Source organism: Phaeodactylibacter xiamenensis (assembly GCF_000759025.1).
In the GTDB taxonomy this organism is placed as follows: Bacteria; Bacteroidota; Bacteroidia; order Chitinophagales; family Saprospiraceae; genus Phaeodactylibacter; species Phaeodactylibacter xiamenensis.
In genome coordinates this window covers 355130-373169 of record NZ_JPOS01000018.1, presented here as the reverse complement: position 1 = coordinate 373169, position 18040 = coordinate 355130, and the positions used below count along the sequence as shown (strand labels likewise).

Below are 18040 nucleotides of genomic sequence, written 5' to 3'. Positions count from 1 at the left end.
AGATTACCCACATATAGTCCCCAAAGGGACTCGGCACCCCTCTGTCAGCAAAGCCGATCGGGCAAGAATCTAACTACTGCATCGAGCCGAACGCTCTTTGCCTTTAAAGCTCAGGCAACACAAGCTATTTCCTTCCACGGATGGAGTAACCTGTAGCTTCTCTGAATTCTTATTGCCAATACAATTTGCCCTTAGCCTTCATCCACGGTTAACAAAGCTCTAGCAGCCTGTCGGAGATATGCTGCTAGGATTTCGGCATAATCCAGCGGATCAGCAACGGGATAAGCAGCAAATCGCTAATCAAGGCGCTCAAAAGGGTCAGGCTGATCAGCAGCCCAATCGTCACACTCGGCGGGTGGATGGAGAACAGCATCACCAGGAAGCCAAAAAACAGGATAATGGAGGTCAGCACGATGGCCTTCCCCGTTTCCAAAAAGGTGATGCGCATAGCGGGCTCCAGTTCCAGCCCCTTGTTTTTAGCTAGTTTGTATTTACTTAGGAAGTGTATGGTATCATCTACAGCGATGCCAAAAATCACGGCAAAGACAATGGACACACCAGCTTCCAGCTCAATGCCCAGGAAACCCAGCAGCGCCCCCGCCAGTATCAGGGGGAAAATATTGGGCAACAAGGAAATCAGCAGCATCTTGATATTCTGAAAAAGTATGGCCATCAGCACGCTCACAATCAGAATGGCCATGCCGAGCCCATAGAGCAGATCGCGGCGCACATACTCGGCATTTTTATCGATAATCAGCCCGGTGCCGGTCCGCTGAAAGGCCACCACCGAAGTATCCGTATTCATGGTGATCCATCGGTCGATGTCCTCGCCTATGGCTTTGATGCTGTCTGCGCCGATGTCCTGCACCCGTGAAGTGATGCGGGCTTTGGTCTCATCTTTGCTCAGTAGCACATTTACATTCAGCTTGGGCACCCGGCGGGCCATCCGCTGATAGCGCTCGAAGTCTGCCTCCGTTTCGGGCATGGCGTAGGCCTCGGGCGCGTTATTTTTCATCATCTGATTGATGCTCTTGTAGACGGCGGTAATGGAAGCTACGGCTTGCACGGAGGGATACTCCTTCAGGTGGTTTTCCACTTTGGCAATTTCCCGCATCACAGCCCAGTCGGTGGCTTTGTAGCCCTCTTTGGCAAATACTGCGAATTCCATGGGGCGGAAACCGGTCAGGTTTTTCTCAAAAAATTTGAAATCCTCAGTAATTTTCTCACCAATCGGCATATTGTTGATGATGCCGTAGTTGGTCGTAATGCGGGAGATGCCCCAGAAGGCAATGCCCAAAGTCACCACGGCAGCCAGTGCAATGCGGCTGGGATGGCGCAGGGTGAAGTGGTATGCCCAGTCCATGGATTTTTCCCAAAAAGCCTGCCCCTTGCCCAGTTTGATAATCTGATCGGCACGGAACCAGGAAAGCACCGCTGTGGTGAAGAAAATTACGGTCACGTAAGCCACCATTACTCCGATGGCTGCATTGATCCCGAATTCACGAATAGGCCCCACCTTGCTGGTAAGCAGGGAGGCAAATCCGATCGCCGTAGTGATGGAAGTCAGGAGCGTGGCCAGCCCGATTTCCTTGATGGCGGTTACGATGGCTTTGTCCTGCCGCTCGCCTTTCCGCAGTTCATCGATGTATTTGGACATGATGTGGATGACATCCGAGGTCCCCACGATAATCATCAGCACAGGGTAGAGCGCAGCCATAGCATTCAGCTCCCGCCCGGTAGCGCCCAGCAGCCCCATAAACAGCAGCATGCCCAGCCCGATAGATACCAAAGCCACGAAGATGCCCCAGGGCTTGCGGAAGATGACGAACATGATCAGCGTGACCAAAATACCCGAAATGATAGCAGATACGGTGATTTCCCGCTTTTGCATATCCACCAGTTCCTTTTGAAAATAGGGCCGCCCGAGGTAGTGGTATTCTTCGAAATCGTAGGTATTGATCTGCTCATCCAGGGCGGCCATGAGCTCGCGTGCCTGATCGAGTTGTATGCTGGGAATGGTCTTGAGGAAGACCACTAGCGTTTTCCCGTCCTCTGAAATCAGGTTGTGCACAAAGCGCTCGTCCGAAAGAATACGGGCACTATCGGCCGGGAGGCGTTCCGGTTGATCGATGTGAATGGCTGGTACGGTAGTGATCGCGAATGGCGTACGTACCGGGTAGGAAAACTTAGTCAGCGACTGGCTTTCTTCGATATAAGGCAAATCGCGGGTAGATAGCGTAAAATCGTGAAACCGCTCCAGGAAATCCTGTTCAAAGACGCCCTGCTCCCGGCGTACTGCGACGAGCAGAAAGTTGTCATCCCCCTCGAAGTTCTCCACAAAGTCCCGGAAGAACTCCAGGTCTTCGTCCCCTTCCGGGAAGAACTGTTCGAAATCGAAAGAGAATTGCAATTGGGTAACGTAGTACCCGCTGATGGCTGCCAGTACCAGAAAGGTGGCGACAGAGATAATCCGCAGTTTGCTTTTCATGCGAGTTTGATGCTCAATTTTTGACTTGTTCGACGGTATATACTGACGATTGAGTGGTTTGCCACAGCAAACCTACTCAATGTCAGCATTTACGCTGAGAAGTGGCTTGTTACGATGTCGCAAACCACTTCGCATTGCGTATAACCACGCCGGGCAAATTTAGTTGAGCACATCAGGCAGGTGAAGGAACACAACAGGCCGTATGCATCTTTTTGCACACGGCCTGCGGGTTCATTCCTGCTGAGGTTTTACACTACACGAAACGCTGCATGTGGTAAGCCACCAGCGTATGCAAAGCAGCGAGTGCCAGTGCTTTGGCTTCTTTGGGCTTATACCCCTTGTCCATGAAGTAATCTTCAAGCCGCACCTGGCTTTGGAAATACATCGCCTGGAAAGCCGTACCCAGCTGCTCCGTAAGCGGGTCTTTTTTTGACCAGTTGCTGACACCTTTCATCAGGTTTTCGTGCCAGTTTTCCACTGATTCCCGCTCCTTGTCATTGAGGACCTTGGGGGCGGTGTATAAACGGGAGCGCTCTGTAGCCGCTTGCGCCAAACGCTTCTGGTCGAATGAGCTCCGGGCACCCAAATCTGCAGCCAGCGTAACCATAATGCGAACCTCCGGCCAGCTTTCGAACTGTCCGCAGCCCTGTAACTTCAATTCATCTCCGATCAAAGTAGACAATGAGGTGTAGGCTTCTGCTGATTCTGCCGGATGGCGGGCTGCCAGCCAGCAGGGAGCCGCTTCTTCCGTACCTGGTGCGGCGTGTACAAACAAGAGGTGCTGAATCAACTGTCCGTTATTCTCGTAAGCATAGGTAAAGCTGGGATCAAAAGCCACGCCTTCGAGTTTTTTGCCCTGGAAAGCCTCCCGGATGGCGGTGTTCATACGCTTGTTGACTTCCTGGCCCGGGCCAAAATTCTGGAACAGCTGGTAAGCCTGGTAAGCCTTAGCCAGCGGGTCGGCGCTGTAGTCGTCCAGGCGGGCAGCAGCGGCAGCGCTGTAGCCCATTTCATTGATTACCTCCTGTAGCTCACTATCTGCGCCTTCCTGTCCGGGCAGTGGCGATTGTTCGGCGACAAGCTGATACTGCTGCAAGGTGCGGTTTTGAGCAAAGTATTTTTCATACCCTGCCTGGGTGCCCGGCCCGTAGTAGCCATCCAATGATCCGGTATAAGTTTTGGCGGCCTTGAGGATACGTTGCAGATCAAGAGCAGAGCCTCGCTTTACGCTGCCATCAATGGCTGGAAGCGCGGGGGCGGGTGCTGTTCCTGTTGTCGGGGCGACATCCCCTGCGTAGTAATCGTAGCTGGAAGGGAGGTCAGGCACAGCGGGAGGAGGGGGCGGTATGGTGGGCTGACGAGCCTGAAGCACTTCATTGGCATCGGCAGGTGTAGTATAGGGTTGAGTGGAATTACTGTTGTTCGGCAGGCGTTCGCCTTTTGTCTGGTCATAGCTCTGCGGTGGTGCAGCGGAGCCAGGGTTTTCGTTCATTGACAGAGGGATGAGCGGTTTTTTTGTACCGGTTTCGAATTCGGTAAGAGGAAGCAGGTATCCACTGGGCACATTTTTGACGAAGGCATCTTTGTAGCCTAATTCCTGAATACCAGGCAGCACCGCCTGAGCAGCCGCTTCGCTGGTGAAGGGGCCGGTGACGATTTTTATCAAATTGCCCTGCAGTATGCCATATAGCGGACCTGCTTTCATCAGGCTTTCCCACTCTATGGGACGGTTGATTTGGCGAGTCGCCATTTGCACAATTGCTGCCGGGGCATTGGGGTCAATGGTACGCTCCTGCACGAAAGCATTGGCGTAGCCATTCTGGCGGACACTGGCGGCAAGCTGTTCGGCAGGCGGCCGGCTCTCAAACCCGCCAACATAAACCTCCATCAAGTTACTCCCCAAGTCTTGAGCGTGGACAAAGCCCAATTCGCGCAGCGCACTGAAGTCTTCTGGTTTTGCGTCAATAAATGTCCCGACCTGAACCGTGTAGAAGGATTCATTTTGAGCCTGTGCCAATGAGAGGGCGAGGAACAAAACGGCTAAAGTGGTTTGCCAAAGTTTCATCATGGTTTTCTTATTTTTTGAAAAATGGCTGTACGCGTTCGTTGTTCTTTTTTTGCGTACACCGGTGCATATGCTGCGGGATTGTTGCCCGGTACATCTCCAAAACGGAAATCAGGCTATGCAAATTTTGCATTCTCCTGATTGATCAGCCCATTGCATCCAAATTTCAATAATTTTTCCCTCTTTTTCACTATTTTGTTTAAAACAAATTCAGCGCCCGGTACGAACCATATCCATTAAGCCGGGTTTATCTCCTAAATGCCTACCAATATGAGCCAGGAAAAACCCATAGTAAAAGAGTACAGTAACGGGGAAATCACGATCGTATGGAAGCCTAAGCAATGCATGCATTCCAGGCTCTGCTTTAATGGTCTTCCGGAAGTATTTGACCCTAAAGCCAGGCCATGGGTAAATGCGGAAGGGGCTGATAGCGAACGGATCGCTGAGCAAGTCAAAAAGTGCCCGTCGGGAGCATTGACCTTTTACTACAACGACGAGAATAAGCAAGCCGTACAGGCTAACAAACAGGCGCCTGCAGGAGCAACCGAAGCTGAAGTGATCCCTAATGGCCCGCTAATGGTCAAAGGGACAATCGCGCTCAAAGATGGGCAAGGCAATACTTCTGTGCAGGAAAAGCTAACGGCCTTTTGCCGCTGCGGTGCTTCCTCCAATAAGCCATTCTGCGATGGTTCTCACAAAAAAATCGGGTTTGAGGGCTAATCCTGTTGTATTCCAAAATAGAAAAGGCTGACAGTACATCACGACTGTCAGCCTTTTCTAATTGAAGTTCGGACCGATTAGGTCTTTCTAACAAAATTCATGATCAGGGATACGACTAACAGTACCAGGAAGATGTAGAAAATGACTTTGGCTATCGCTGCGGCTCCGGCAGCAATACCACCAAATCCGAACACAGCTGCAATTAAGGCAATAATGAAAAAAATCAAGGCGTAACGTAACATAATCATTTGGTTTTGGGGAAGGATTACCCCTCCTGTTTTTGAATCACCTTTTAAACGGGCGCTTTTATGCCATGTTCGCTACTGCAATGCCTGCAACTCCAGGGCTGGCAAAAGTGTTTTCTAAAGGAACCCATTCCACTGTACTATGAAGTATCGTTCTGTCGCTGCCATACTGCCAGGTGAGCCCATCGAAATGGGCAATATTACGGTAAAACAGCCCTTGCCCACCATTAAAGTAGAACGAGTAGACCCTTTTCTGCTCCTGCATCATTTTGGCCCATATGAAGTCGAGCCCCCGTTCGATCCTCTCGATATCGGCCCGCACCCTCACCGGGGGTTCATTCCTGTCACCTTTCTTTATCAGGGCGAGCTAAGGCATAAAGATAGCCGGGGCAACAAGGGTGTACTCCGTAGCGGTGATGTACAGTGGATGACGGCCGGCATGGGCATCATTCACAGTGAACGCACCAGCCGTGATTTCCTGGAGCAGGGCGGTATATTGGAAGGCGTTCAACTTTGGATCAACCTTCCTAAGAAGTACAAGATGGTACAGCCGGATTACCAAAATATCAGATCGTCAGATTTGCCACTGATAGAATATGATGATGCGAAGGTCCGTATTAAAGTGGTGGCAGGGCCCTTCAATGGCATAAAAGGTGCAGTACGCTCTCATACCGAATTGACAGTGCTACAGGTCGCCCTTTCCAAAACAGGATATGTGCAACTACCTGTCCCCCGGGAGCACAATACCATGATCTACATCGTCAGCGGTAAAGTTCAACTCAATGAGAACTGGTCTTATGCAAAAGAACATGCGATACAATTCCGTTCAGACGGAGAGGGCATTGCACTCCAAGCTGAGGCGGATAGCGAGGTGCTCTTCCTCTCAGGCCTGCCCATCAACGAACCGGTCGCCCAGTGGGGCCCCTATGTGATGAACACTCAGACCGAAATCATGGAGGCCATGCGGGATTATCAAATGGGTAAAATGGGCTTTTATACCGAATATTGAAATATGCCTGGCCCTACGTAGTATTTGTCCGAGCCCGGTGAGTAAAGTATGTAGACGTAATGCATGCGCGATGGGGTAAACACAAAAGCCCCGAAGCTTTACGCTCCGGGGCTTGGCGCCTCAGATAGGACTTGAACCTATGACCTACGGATTAACAGTCCGCCGCTCTAACCAGCTGAGCTACTGAGGCAACTTTATTTCAAAGCTCTTTTGCTGGTGGTTACAGGACTTGAACCTATGACCTGCGGATTAATCCCGGTTTACCGGGACCGCTCTAACCAGCTGAGCTACTGAGGCAACTTTATTTCAAAGCTCTTTTGCTGGTGGTTACAGGACCTGAACCTATGACCTACGGATTAATCCCGGTTCACTAGGACCGCTCTAACCAGCTTCCCGATAGCTATCGGGAATGAGACAATTTAATCTGACTACCTCAAAATCCATTAGTTTTTGAAGCAACTGCCTATACTTAAATCCTCTTTCTTTCAAAAGGCGAGTGCAAAGTTATACCATCTAAAATAAATGTGCAATCTTTGTAACAGAAAAATTTTAAAAATAATTCAGATGAGCCTATTAGCCGTTGGAACTGTAGCTTTTGACGACATCGAAACCCCTTTTGGGCGAGCCGAAAAGGTGGTGGGCGGTGCTGCAACCTACATTACACTCGCTGCTTCTTACTTTACAGACCACCTCAAAATCGTATCTGTTATCGGGGATGACTTCCCGCAGCAGGAACTGGACTTTATGGCATCAAGGGGCATTGACCTTGATGGACTGCAGGTAAAAGAGGGGGAGAAATCTTTCTTTTGGGCTGGTAAGTACCACGACAACCTGAACGACCGTGATACCCTCGACACCCAACTCAACGTGCTGGCAGATTTCAAGCCGGTCCTCCCGGACAACTATAAGGACGCAGAATATCTGATGTTGGGCAACCTGACACCATCTGTACAGTCAGAGGTGATCGACCAATTGAATAACCGGCCGAAGTTTATCGCGCTGGATACCATGAATTTCTGGATGGACACAGCGATGGAAAGCCTGTTGCAGGTTCTCAAGAAAATTGATGGCCTGATCATTAACGACGAGGAAGCCCGGCAACTATCGGGAGAACACTCCCTGGTGAAAGCAGCGGAAGTGATCCACGGCATGGGGCCTAAGCACCTCGTGATTAAGAAAGGAGAGCATGGTGCTCTGCTCTTTGAAGGCGGGAAGGTCTTCTTTGCACCGGCGCTGCCACTAGCAGAAGTTTTCGACCCCACCGGTGCCGGAGATACCTTCGCGGGTGGCTTTATGGGCTACATTGCCCGTACCGGCGACCTTTCCTTCGAAAATATGAAGCGTGCCGTGATCTACGGTTCTGCTATGGCTTCTTTCTGCGTAGAGAAGTTTGGCATCGAGCGGATGAAAGAGCTCAACAACAAAGCCATCAATAAGCGCATCGCCCGGTTTGTCGACCTGGTCAACTTTGATGCCGATATCGAACTCTAATCAGCGTAGTTCTGAGCCTGTAATACAAAGCCCCTGCAAGCAACAAATGCCTGCAAGGGCTTCCTTTTTTAGGAAAACACAGAGTTTTACCCTTCCATTTCCTCCAGAATTTGCTCCGTGTGGGCTTTGGTCTTCACTTTTTTGAAAACCTTCTCAATTTTACCCTCCTCGTCAATAATGAAGGTAGTGCGGTGTACTCCATCGTAGGTCTTGCCCATGAACTGCTTTTCGCCCCATACTTCGTAGGCGTTCAGTACTTGCTTTTCAGTATCTGCCAGCAGCGGGAAAGGCAGGTCGTGCTTTTTGATGAAGTTTTGGTGCTTTTTGGCACTATCCGGGCTCACACCAAGCAACTCGTAGCCTTTAGCTTTGAGGTCTTCAAAGTTGTCGCGCAGGTTGCAGGCTTCTGCCGTACAGCCGGGCGTATTGTCTTTGGGGTAGAAAAACAGGATGAGCTTCTTTCCCTTGTAGTCGGATAAGGAAATGGTATTTTCATTCTGGTCAATACCCGTGAAATCCGGTGCCTTATCACCTTCCTTCAAAGTTGTCATTTTTGATGCATTTTGGTTTGCAATGCCATTACAACAAAGGCGGTAGATGGAGGTTCAAAAGACCGCTTAAAGCCGGTGGTACAGTTGCCGCAGGCTCTCCACACTATGCCCGGGCGCAAAAACATCGATGTACGGCATCGCCGCCTGCATGCCCTGTGTTTTGGCCTCATATTGGGCACTGCCCGCCAGGGGATTGAGCCAAATGACTTTTGCGGCTTTGTGCTGAATGCGGCGCATGCTGTTTTCCAACTGCGCAATATCGCCCGTATCCCAGCCATCGCTCATGATGATGACCACGGTCTGCCGGTTGAGCAGGCGGTTGCCATACTGCCGAAAAAACTGATGAAGGCTGGCGCCGATCTTTGTCCCTCCGGACCAGCCGCTGACCTGAAGGGCCACCTCCTCCAGTGCCGATTTAAAATCACGCTGCCGCAAGGCAGGCGTCACCCGGTACAATTGGGTGCTGAATGCAAAAGCCTCTATGCGCCGGTAGTTAGACTGAAAGGCATACACGAATTGCAGGAGAAAACGGCTGTACAAATCCATCGACTTGCTCACATCGCACAACAGCACGATTTGCTTCTTTTGACGGACCGGTTTGAAGTGGGCGAGTTCCAGGAGCTCCCCTCCACGCCTCATATTTTGGCGAAGGGTGCGGCGCAGGTCCAGCTGAAGCGGTTTGTTGGAAGCTTTGCGCCGCCGGCTTTCCCTTAGGGCGAGGGTGCGGGCAATGCGGTGGATCATCGCCGCCATTTCACTCAACTCTTCCTCGGCAAGGAGGGAAAAATCTTTACGGCTCAGCACTTCCTGCGTGCTGTACGTTGCCATCTCAGTCTCTTCTGTGGAAGTGTTGCCCTGCAGCCAGCTTTTGATCGACTGCAACCCTGGCGTGCCGGTCTTGCGGGTGCTTTGATCGCGCTTCTCTTTTGCATGTTTTAGCTTAGAATCTACAGCCTTGTCCAGCTCCCGCCAGTACTGCATGTACAATTCATCAAAGACCCGAAGCTGAGCGTAGGTGCGCGCAAGGGTGGCCCGAAGGCAAAGCTGCAATTGCTCCGGCGCATCGAAAGCGCCCAGCGTGCTTAATGCCCGTAGTGCATCAGCTTCTTCTCTTGATCCTATAGTAAAGCCTTTTTGCCGGAGAAAACGGCAGAAAGCCACAATATTCGCCGAAAGGGAAGTCTGTCGCTGAATCAAGGGCGTGCTCATTGCAGTGCTGTTTCCAGTTCCACCATAAAATCCTGAGCATCCCGGAAGCCCTTAAAGCGGCTAATGGTCTGCTGCTGTTCATCAAGGATGACGTAGGATGGGTAGCTGATGTCGCCTTTCATGAGCGCATAAGCCAGGCTGTGCAGCGATTTCCGACCAGTGCTTACCAGTTTAAATTCTTTCCCGTTGATGTCGATAGGCGGGGCCTTTTCTGCGTTGAATTTTACCGGATAGAAATTTTCCTGCAGGTACCCGGCTACTTTGGGATCGGCAAATGTTTTCTGGTCCATCACCTTGCACCAGCGGCACCAATCGGTGTATAGGTCAATGAATATGGGTTTGGGGCGGTGGCGTTGTTGTTTTAAAGCATCCTCTAAATCGAGCCAGGTGACTTCAGCCGGTACGACGCTTTCAGGCTGGCTAGTTTCTTCCTTTGGTGCCTCTTGAACGCAACCGGGTAACAAAAACAGGGCAAAAAAGGCGTAGATACTGTACTTCATCTTATCGGGCAGGTTGGTGGGTAGAAGGCAGTGTTTTTTCTTTGGGTTGACTGCTCATCGGGCAGCCGCAGTTATAGGCTTTACAACCTGATAGAAGGGAAAGCCCCAAAAATAGCAGCCCGGCTTTGAAGGTGTTGCGCATAGATTTACGATATTGTTGTTGTGGAAAATTAATCAAAATCTTTCGTAACGCCATGCAAGACCGCCCCCGTGTTCTTATCGCCTGCCTGGATTGGGGGCTGGGGCATGCCGCCCGGAGCCTGCCGGTAGCGGATGCCTTGCTGGAACTCGAGGCAACGCCTATCCTGGCATCAGCGGGCAATGCGGGGGCTTTTCTGCGGGCAGAACGACCGGAACTTAAGTATCTGCCGCTGCCGGCTTACAATATTCACTACCGTAGTAAAAGTATGGCGGCCAACATGGCCTCGCAGGGGCCCAAACTCGCCTACACCGCCTGGCGTGAGCATCAACTACTACAGCGCTACATTAAAACGCACCACATTGATGCGGTCATTTCGGATAACCGCTTTGGCTGCTTCTCCGGTAAGGTGCCGGGGGTGTTCCTCACTCACCAACTTCACCCGATTGTACCGATGCCTCTGCTGCAACCTGTTGCCAATGGGCTCAACCGGGCGTTCCTTTTCCGCTTTCAAGAATGCTGGGTGCCTGATTTGACGGTTGACCACGGGCTGAGCGGTGCACTGAGCCATCCGCCCCTTTATGGTATTCCAACCCACTACATAGGTTGGCTTTCCCGGTTTAACGGGCAACTTCCAGCAATTTCTCAAGAGGTACATATTGGCACCCTCGCTGTCCTTTCCGGCCCCGAACCACAGCGCACCTACCTTGAGCAGGCTTTACTGGCACAGTACCCTCAACTACCGGGCCGGCATACGCTTGTACGGGGCATACCGCAGGAGGCGCCTCCCCGGCAGGAAGGAAGGGTTACTATCATCAATTACTTAAAGGGAAAAGCCCTTTGGGAAGCCATTCAACATGCAGCGGTAGTGATTGGAAGGCCCGGTTACAGCAGCCTTATGGACTGGGGTCTGGCACGCAAAAAGGTGCTTTGCATACCTACGCCCGGGCAAACCGAGCAGGAGTACCTAGCACAGCGCCTGTACAAAAAAGGCAGGATTGCCATGCAACAACAAAGCACCTTGCAGTTGATCCGGGGCATAGAGGATGCCAAAGCATCGTCAGGCCTGCAGGCCGCAGACTCCGGAAAATTACTCCAACAAAATTTAAAACGCTTTTTGGCTACCCTTCCTGCTGCTTCAGCAGATTGAGCAGGTACTCGCCGTACCCACTCTTGAGGTATTTGTGCCCCAGGCGCTCTAGCTGTTCGGCATCAATAAAGCCGCGCTCATAGGCGACTTCTTCAATACAACCGATCTTCAGCCCCTGCCGGTCTTCAATAACCTCAATGAACTGTCCGGCCTGCATGAGCGACTTGTGGGTACCGGTATCCAGCCAGGCAACGCCCCGGCCCAATACCCCCACCTGAAGCGCTCCTTTGCTTAGGTAATGCTTGTTGACATCAGTGATTTCGTACTCGCCCCGGGCGCTCGGTTCCAGGTTTTTGGCGATGTCAACTACCTGATTGTCGTAGAAATAAAGGCCCGGAACGGCATAGTTGGATTTAGGCTTTGCTGGCTTTTCCTCAATGGAAATGGCAATACCGTTCTCATCAAACTCGACTACGCCATAGCGCTCAGGGTCAGCTACCCAATAGGCGAAAACCACCCCGCCTGTAGGGTCATTGCTCTTGCGGAGCAGTTCTTCCAGCCCGGCACCGTAGAAAATATTATCCCCCAGGATCAGCGCTGCCGGGTCGCCATCAATGAAGGATTCGCCCAGGACGAAAGCCTGTGCCAGCCCGTTGGGCTCGTGCTGCGGGATGTAGGAGAAATTACACCCCAATTCACTACCATCACCAAGTAGCTTTTGGAAATTAGGCAAATCCTGGGGCGTGGAAATGATGAGGATATCCTTGATGCCCGCCGACATCAGGGTCGATAGCGGGTAGTAAATCATTGGTTTATCGTAAACCGGCATCAGCTGCTTACTGACAGCCATGGTGAGCGGGTACAACCTCGTGCCGAGGCCGCCAGCCAGAATGATTCCTTTCATGGGTATATTTTCATTTGTTTAATGTTCAAGTGCTTGAAAGATACAACGAATTCTCAGAACGAGCTCTACCGGCTTGAAAGGTTTGGTGACAAAATCGGTGGCGCCCGCCATTTTAGCTTTCAGGATGCCTTCGCCTTCTTCCATCGGGGCAATCATAACGATGGGGATATCCCACTCCAGATCCTGCCGTATGAAATCGACCAGTTCCAGCCCATTTTTAACCGGGACATCGATATCTGTGACCAGCATATCTGGTTTTTCCTTTTTGAGTAAGGTTTCGGCTTCAGCACCATCTGCAGCGAGGAAGAGTTCATACCCTTGTTTTTGCAATCGGAATTTGAGCGCGGTAAGCAGGATTTCCTCGTCTTCACAAATGAGGATTTTTTTGATATCTTTCATAGGAGCATTTTGGGTAGGTATGAACCAAAGATAGTAAAACAAAAATTAACCTTTCCCGAGCTCCTCCTGTACTTCTGCCCGCACAGCCTGGCAGAACGCCTCTACCTGGCTTAGCTGTTTGGGTAGTTCGGCACGGTTAATGGCATCTTTTACGTTCTGATAAACGGAATGATGGGTTTGAATCAGCGCTTCATAACCCGTAAATGGCAGGGTAGACTTGAAATAATGAGCCTGACGCTCCAGCTTTTGCCAGTCTTCCGCCTCCAGCGTCTGCTGCATGAGGCGCGGGTATTCCGAAAGGTCTTTTTCCAGCATTTCGAGCAGGCGCAGCCGGTCGGTTTGATCTCCGCCGGACATGAGCTCCAGGTAATCCAGGTTTAGAAATTGGTAGGCCATTTTGAGGCTTTAGTTCGTTTTTCGGAGATTTTGCTTTAGCTGGCGTTCCACGGCCGCAAACAGCTGATCCGGTTCGAAGGGCTTGAATACGTGGTCATTGAAGCCAATTTGCTGGAACTGGGCCTGCTGGGCAATATTCGCATGAGCGGTGATGGCCAGGACCGGCAGGCTTGCCACTGGCTCTGGCATCTGACTGCGGATAATCTTAATGGTTTCTATACCATCCAATACCGGCATTTGGATATCCATAAGCACCAGGTCGATCGATTTTGACCCCAGGATGTCTAAGGCCACCCGCCCATTATCAGCAACTTCAACCTGCACATTAGGCCATTTTTTCTGAATGGTCCGCTGTGCCACCATCTGGTTCATTTTATGATCCTCTACAATTAGCAAGTTAAAGGACAGGTCTTCAGGCACCTTCACCGCTACATTTTGGGGCACGGAGGGCTTTTCTGTGTAATCCAGCCAAAGCTCAAAGAAGAAACGGGAGCCTTTACCCTGCGTACTTTCTACCCTAAGCTGCCCTCCCTGAAGCTCTACCAGCTCTTTCGCAATGCTCAGTCCCAGACCGGTGCCTTCATAAATCTTGTCAGCGACCGGTACACGGACAAAAGTCTCGAATATTTTGTCCTGCTGCTCTTCAGGAATGCCAACTCCTGTGTCCCGGACTTCAAACAGCAGTTTCACACGGCCTGGCTGCTGCTCGCGATTAGCAACCCGGAGCTCGACTTCGCCCCGCTCTGTGAATTTTATAGCATTCCCAACCAGATTGTACATAATCTGATTGAGCCGCAAGGCATCTCCTATCAGCGTCTGGGGCACATCCGCATCAATATTTAATTCGAACTTTAACTCCTTTTCACGAGCCTTATATCTTAGTACACTCATCAGGCTGCACAGGAGCTCCCCCGGGCTGAAAGACTTGCGTGCAATGACCACTTTGTCATTCTGAATGGTAGACATGTCCAGAATATCACTGATAATGCCAAGCAATAAATCTGAAGACCGCTTGATCGCATCTACATATTCAAACTGCTCTGTATTAAGTGGGGTCTCAATGAGCAGATTACTCATGCCCAAAATGGCGTTCATGGGCGTACGCATTTCGTGGCTTATGCTGGCAATGAATTGTTCCCGGACCTTAGCAGCCTGCTCTGCCACATCCCGCTCTTTCTTGAGCTCCTGTGCCTGCTTACGTTCTGTGATATCCTGTATAATCCCATTGAAAAAAGCTTCTCCGTTGGAAAGCATAGCGGACGTACAAATCATGGTTACAAAACGGGGACTGCCGTTTTCAGGGCGGATCCAGGTATCAATTTGAGCTTTTTTATCTTCCAGTGCCTGGTTTTGCAACGTCATGAAAATAGTGAATACCCCTTCCTTTTCCAATAGGTCTCCGCAGGTGATTTTTTGGTGGAACGGCCGGCAGAAAATCCGGTATAGCTCTTCTGACCCGGAGAAGTAATGCTCACTCGGGCTGCACTCCCAATGGCCGATTCTTGCCATCTGCTGGGTCTCTTCCAGGCGGTTGAGAATGCTGCTTCGTTCTATCGAAAAGCGCAGGGACTTGGCCAGTCCGTCTTCATTGAATTCTCCTTTCACCAGAAAGTCCTGAGCGCCGGCTTTGACCGCCTCCACACCAAGCGATTTGTCATTTTGCCCGGTCATGACGATGACGTTCAGCTTGGGAAACTGGTACAATAAAGTCTCAAGGGTAGTGAACCCACGGCTGTCTGGCAGGCTCAGGTCAAGAAGAACAGCTGCATAGTTATTGGGGTGTTGCTGAAGCTCAGCGATACCGTCTGCCAAATTGCTAACATGGGTGATGGTGCAGTTGAGAAGCTCTACATCTGAAAGGTAGACCTGCACCAGGCGCGCAAAAACCGGATCATCTTCAATCAACAGAATCTGATGTGTCTTTTCGATTTTGGCGCTACTGTCCATACATTCTGTTTAGCGGGAAATGAACATAAAGTTAGCACCCAGATCGCTAAGGACAAAAAGGCAAAGGTTTTCTCTTGGATCTTTATAAACTTCCCGAAAGTTATCCACTTTATTCATTTCTATCACTTTCTTGGTGGCAAGCTCTTCAAGCGTACTCGCATGCACCGACCACGCGGGGCCATCCTGCGCTTCGTGGCTTAGCAGGGCAATGCCAATATCCACCGCGTCCATCTGGTGTACGATAAATATGGGATAAGACGAGACATCCTGATCAAGGATGGTATCCGCAGCCTTACCAATAACGGGAAGGTAAGGCTTAAGCTCCGTTTCCAGACGCTCTATTTTGGCGTGAATAAATTCCTTGTTCATAACAGCACTAATTAACGCAGCTCCAGCAGGGCTACATTTTCAATATGATGGGTATGGGGAAACATGTCCACCGGCCTGGCTTTAACGACCCGGTACTTCTCGCTCAGCAATTGCAAATCTCGGGCTTGTGTGGCCGGATTACAACTCACGTACACCATGCGCGGGGCAGCGAGCTCCAGCAGCATGTCCACCACCTTAGCATGCATACCGGCACGGGGTGGGTCGGTAATGAGCAGGTCAGGCTTCCCATGCCGTTCGGCAAAGTCAGCGGTCAGTATGTCCTTAACATCCCCTGCGTAAAACACCGCATTCTCAATATCGTTGAGGCGGGCATTGACTTCCGCATCCGCGATGGCTTCCGGAATTTCCTCAATCCCAACTACTTGTTTGCAGGCCTGAGCCACGTACAGTGCAATGCTACCGATACCGGTGTACAGGTCATAGACGTTTTCCGTGCCACTTAGGCCAGCAAATTCCACTACGGTATCATACAGCTCCTTAGCCTGATAGGTATTGGTCTGGAAAAAGGACTTGGGCCCTACTTTGAAGCGGACATCGTCTAGCTTTTCTTCTACATAGCCTTTGCCTGCATAGGTGTGCATCTCCAGGTCGTAAAGGAAGTCATTGACCTTGGTATTGATACAGTAGCAGACCGTTGTGATTTGTGGGAAGCGCTCCATCACAGCATCCATGAATGGTTGATACTTCTTAGGCTCGTCTTTATGGAAGCTGAAGAGCACGAGGATTTCACCCTGCGTGGTAATCCGGAACATCACCTGCCGCATGAAGCCCTTGTGCTCCCGGGCATCATGGAAAGTCAGGCCCTGCTCCAGAGCAATTTCCTTAATACCGTTGCGCAGGTCATTGGAAGGGTCGGGCTGCAGCCAGCATTTATCAATATCAATGACCTTATCGAAAGCGCCGGAACGGTGGAAGCCCAGCACATCGGCTTTATTGGGGATGCCTGATTCAATTTCGGCCCGGGTCAGCCAGCGCTTGTTGGAAAAGGAAAACTCGAGCTTATTGCGGTAGAATGTGGTCTGTTTGGCTGCAAGGATGGGCAGGAATTCTTCGATCTCCACTTTGCCAATGCGGCTAAGGGTATCGCGTACCACTTTTTCCTTTTCGCGTGCCTGTGCCTCGTAGCTCAGGTGCTGCCACTTGCAGCCACCGCATAGCCAGAAGTGCTCGCAAACCGGCTCTGCCCGGTCAGGAGAGAAGGACTTGATCTCCTGAGCCGTCCCCATGAGCACGCCTTTCTTTTTGCGCTTGACCAGCACATCGGCCACATCGCCCGGTGCTACCCCATCTGCAAAAATGACTTTCCCCTCGGCATCTCTGCCTACCGCCCGGCCTTTATCGGCTATGCCCGTAAAGCGGACGTCGGTATATACTTTTGGCTTTTTTCTCCTGCCCATTTTTTCCTGATTTTCGGGGCAAAGGTAGGCAAAATGATGAGCGTAGCTAAGGATAACTTTCTGAAAGGCACGAAGGTCTGAGACAAGTATCGTATATTTATTGCAATTAAAAGTGCTCACTCCAAAAAAAACATATCGGTATGCTCACGCGCTTACACCACATTGCTCTTTTTCTATCCGGTCTCGGTCTTACCGCCTGTAGCTCCTTTTCCAGCGTTCAATCCAACCATCCCAGCTACAGTGAAAAGTATGCAGACCGAATAGAAGACGGGTCGACACACCTCATTAGCAACTACTACACTTCCTGGGAACAAACGTTGGACGGAGTCTTTGTTTTCAAACAATATTACCCATCCACGGGTGTCATGACAGATTATGAGACCTACCTGGATCGCAGCCGGGAGACCGCTCAAGGCCCTTCAAAGCGATGGTACGATGATGGTACACCCTGGTGGGAGGGTCAGCATTTTCAAGGTCAGGCCGAAGGTCAGTGGAGATATTATTACAAGAGTAATGGCAAATTAGAAAAAACTGGAAACTATAAATCCGGGAAGAAAGAGGGCTCATGGGAAACCTACAATAAAGAGGGAAAGCTAGCGTCTGTTTACCATTTCCGGGAAGGGAAGGAAGATGGCGACTTTCAGGTATATCATGACAATGGGAAACTTTTTAAAGAAGGAGAGTACCAACAGGGAGAGCTGCTCTGGCGTACCACCTACGACAGCACAGGGCAAGAGATAGACCTGCCGGAAATGGAAGAGCAAATGCCCATGTACATGGATGCGGCATGCCTGGAGCTCGAAGGAAAGGAGCGAAAAAGGTGCGCAGATAAACAAATGCTCGGGGTCATTTACAGAAGTATCCGCTATCCTGAGTTTGCAGTGAAAAGAGACATTGAAGGCACCGTGATTGTACGGTTTGTGATCAGGAAAAATGGTCAGGTTAATGATATAGAAGTACTCCGGGGGCTTTGTGACCCTGTCCGGGAAGAAGCCATCAGAGTAACTCAGCTACTGAACGAATGGCAACCCGGTCAGCAGAATGGTGAACCTGTAAATGTCCAGTTTATGCTCCCGATCCGGTTTAAGCTCAGATAATGA

At 50.7% G+C, this 18040-nt stretch carries 17 protein-coding genes and 1 tRNA gene; 5 read left to right on the top strand and 13 right to left on the bottom strand.

The genetic code is table 11. From position 1 onward, the window contains the following. Positions 1 to 244: 244 nt before the first annotated feature. Together IX84_RS08250 and IX84_RS08245 are read right to left on the bottom strand one after the other, a co-directional pair. Positions 245 to 2488, bottom strand: a complete 2244-nt coding sequence (locus IX84_RS08250) for an efflux RND transporter permease subunit (protein ID WP_044218541.1) — start codon at positions 2486 to 2488, stop codon at positions 245 to 247. 253 nt (positions 2489 to 2741) lie between these two features. Further along, the gene (locus IX84_RS08245) at positions 2742 to 4556 is read right to left on the bottom strand and encodes a hypothetical protein (protein WP_044218538.1); all 1815 of its coding nucleotides are present in this window, start codon (positions 4554 to 4556) and stop codon (positions 2742 to 2744) included. Between the two features lie 267 nt (positions 4557 to 4823). On the opposite strand from IX84_RS08245, the gene IX84_RS08240 reads away from it, so the two are divergent. Continuing rightward, positions 4824 to 5273, top strand: a complete 450-nt coding sequence (locus tag IX84_RS08240) for a (4Fe-4S)-binding protein (RefSeq protein WP_044218536.1) — start codon at positions 4824 to 4826, stop codon at positions 5271 to 5273. A 77-nt stretch (positions 5274 to 5350) separates the two neighbouring features. Here IX84_RS08240 and IX84_RS32050 read toward each other — a convergent pair whose 3' ends face one another. Continuing rightward, the gene (locus tag IX84_RS32050; protein ID WP_044218534.1) at positions 5351 to 5515 is read right to left on the bottom strand and encodes a DUF1328 domain-containing protein; all 165 of its coding nucleotides are present in this window, start codon (positions 5513 to 5515) and stop codon (positions 5351 to 5353) included. 145 nt (positions 5516 to 5660) lie between these two features. On the opposite strand from IX84_RS32050, the gene IX84_RS08230 reads away from it, so the two are divergent. Next, entirely contained in the window at positions 5661 to 6527 is an 867-nt protein-coding gene (locus tag IX84_RS08230) for a pirin family protein (RefSeq protein WP_044218531.1), read from the top strand. A gap of 113 nt (positions 6528 to 6640) precedes the next feature. Here the strand turns inward: IX84_RS08230 and IX84_RS08225 are convergent. Further along, a tRNA-Asn gene (locus IX84_RS08225) sits at positions 6641 to 6717 on the bottom strand. Between the two features lie 374 nt (positions 6718 to 7091). Here IX84_RS08225 and IX84_RS08220 point away from each other — a divergent pair. Continuing rightward, positions 7092 to 8018 (top strand): PfkB family carbohydrate kinase, encoded by a 927-nt coding sequence (locus IX84_RS08220; RefSeq protein WP_044148892.1) that lies wholly within the window; start codon positions 7092 to 7094, stop codon positions 8016 to 8018. Between the two features lie 86 nt (positions 8019 to 8104). Here IX84_RS08220 and bcp read toward each other — a convergent pair whose 3' ends face one another. The 3 genes from bcp to IX84_RS08205 form a co-directional block, all read right to left on the bottom strand. Next, positions 8105 to 8569 (bottom strand): thioredoxin-dependent thiol peroxidase, encoded by a 465-nt coding sequence (gene bcp / locus IX84_RS08215; protein ID WP_044218528.1) that lies wholly within the window; start codon positions 8567 to 8569, stop codon positions 8105 to 8107. A gap of 66 nt (positions 8570 to 8635) precedes the next feature. Beyond that, entirely contained in the window at positions 8636 to 9778 is a 1143-nt protein-coding gene (locus IX84_RS08210) for a vWA domain-containing protein (RefSeq protein WP_202965223.1), read from the bottom strand. Continuing rightward, complete coding sequence (locus tag IX84_RS08205; RefSeq protein WP_052515872.1) at positions 9775 to 10278, bottom strand: thioredoxin family protein; 504 nt, start codon at positions 10276 to 10278, stop codon at positions 9775 to 9777. The genes IX84_RS08210 and IX84_RS08205 overlap by 4 nt, the downstream gene beginning before the upstream one ends. Positions 10279 to 10472: 194 nt before the next feature. Here IX84_RS08205 and IX84_RS08200 point away from each other — a divergent pair, with 194 nt between their 5' ends. Further along, complete coding sequence (locus tag IX84_RS08200; RefSeq protein WP_052515871.1) at positions 10473 to 11567, top strand: glycosyltransferase; 1095 nt, start codon at positions 10473 to 10475, stop codon at positions 11565 to 11567. Here the strand turns inward: IX84_RS08200 and rfbA are convergent. The 6 genes from rfbA to rlmD are packed head-to-tail and all read right to left on the bottom strand — an operon-like array spanning position 11539 to position 16940. Then, positions 11539 to 12411 carry a glucose-1-phosphate thymidylyltransferase RfbA gene (gene rfbA, locus IX84_RS08195; RefSeq protein WP_044218526.1) on the bottom strand — a complete coding sequence of 291 codons (873 nt, stop codon included), beginning with the start codon at positions 12409 to 12411 and terminating at the stop codon, positions 11539 to 11541. The genes IX84_RS08200 and rfbA overlap by 29 nt on opposite strands. 18 nt (positions 12412 to 12429) lie before the next feature. Beyond that, entirely contained in the window at positions 12430 to 12810 is a 381-nt protein-coding gene (locus tag IX84_RS08190) for a response regulator (protein ID WP_044218523.1), read from the bottom strand. A 45-nt stretch (positions 12811 to 12855) separates the two neighbouring features. Beyond that, positions 12856 to 13206: an Hpt domain-containing protein gene (locus tag IX84_RS08185; protein WP_044218521.1), complete on the bottom strand. Its 351-nt coding sequence runs from the start codon at positions 13204 to 13206 to the stop codon at positions 12856 to 12858. Between the two features lie 9 nt (positions 13207 to 13215). Then, positions 13216 to 15153, bottom strand: a complete 1938-nt coding sequence (locus tag IX84_RS30830; protein WP_052515870.1) for a hybrid sensor histidine kinase/response regulator — start codon at positions 15151 to 15153, stop codon at positions 13216 to 13218. Positions 15154 to 15162: 9 nt separating this feature from the next. Beyond that, a complete protein-coding gene (locus IX84_RS08175; RefSeq protein ID WP_044218519.1) occupies positions 15163 to 15522 on the bottom strand; it encodes a hypothetical protein in 360 nt (119 codons plus the stop codon). Between the two features lie 11 nt (positions 15523 to 15533). Continuing rightward, positions 15534 to 16940: a 23S rRNA (uracil(1939)-C(5))-methyltransferase RlmD gene (gene rlmD / locus IX84_RS08170; protein WP_044218515.1), complete on the bottom strand. Its 1407-nt coding sequence runs from the start codon at positions 16938 to 16940 to the stop codon at positions 15534 to 15536. A gap of 140 nt (positions 16941 to 17080) precedes the next feature. Between rlmD and IX84_RS30825 the strand changes: the two genes are divergently transcribed. Further along, entirely contained in the window at positions 17081 to 18037 is a 957-nt protein-coding gene (locus tag IX84_RS30825; protein ID WP_052515869.1) for an energy transducer TonB, read from the top strand. Positions 18038 to 18040: the final 3 nt, after the last annotated feature.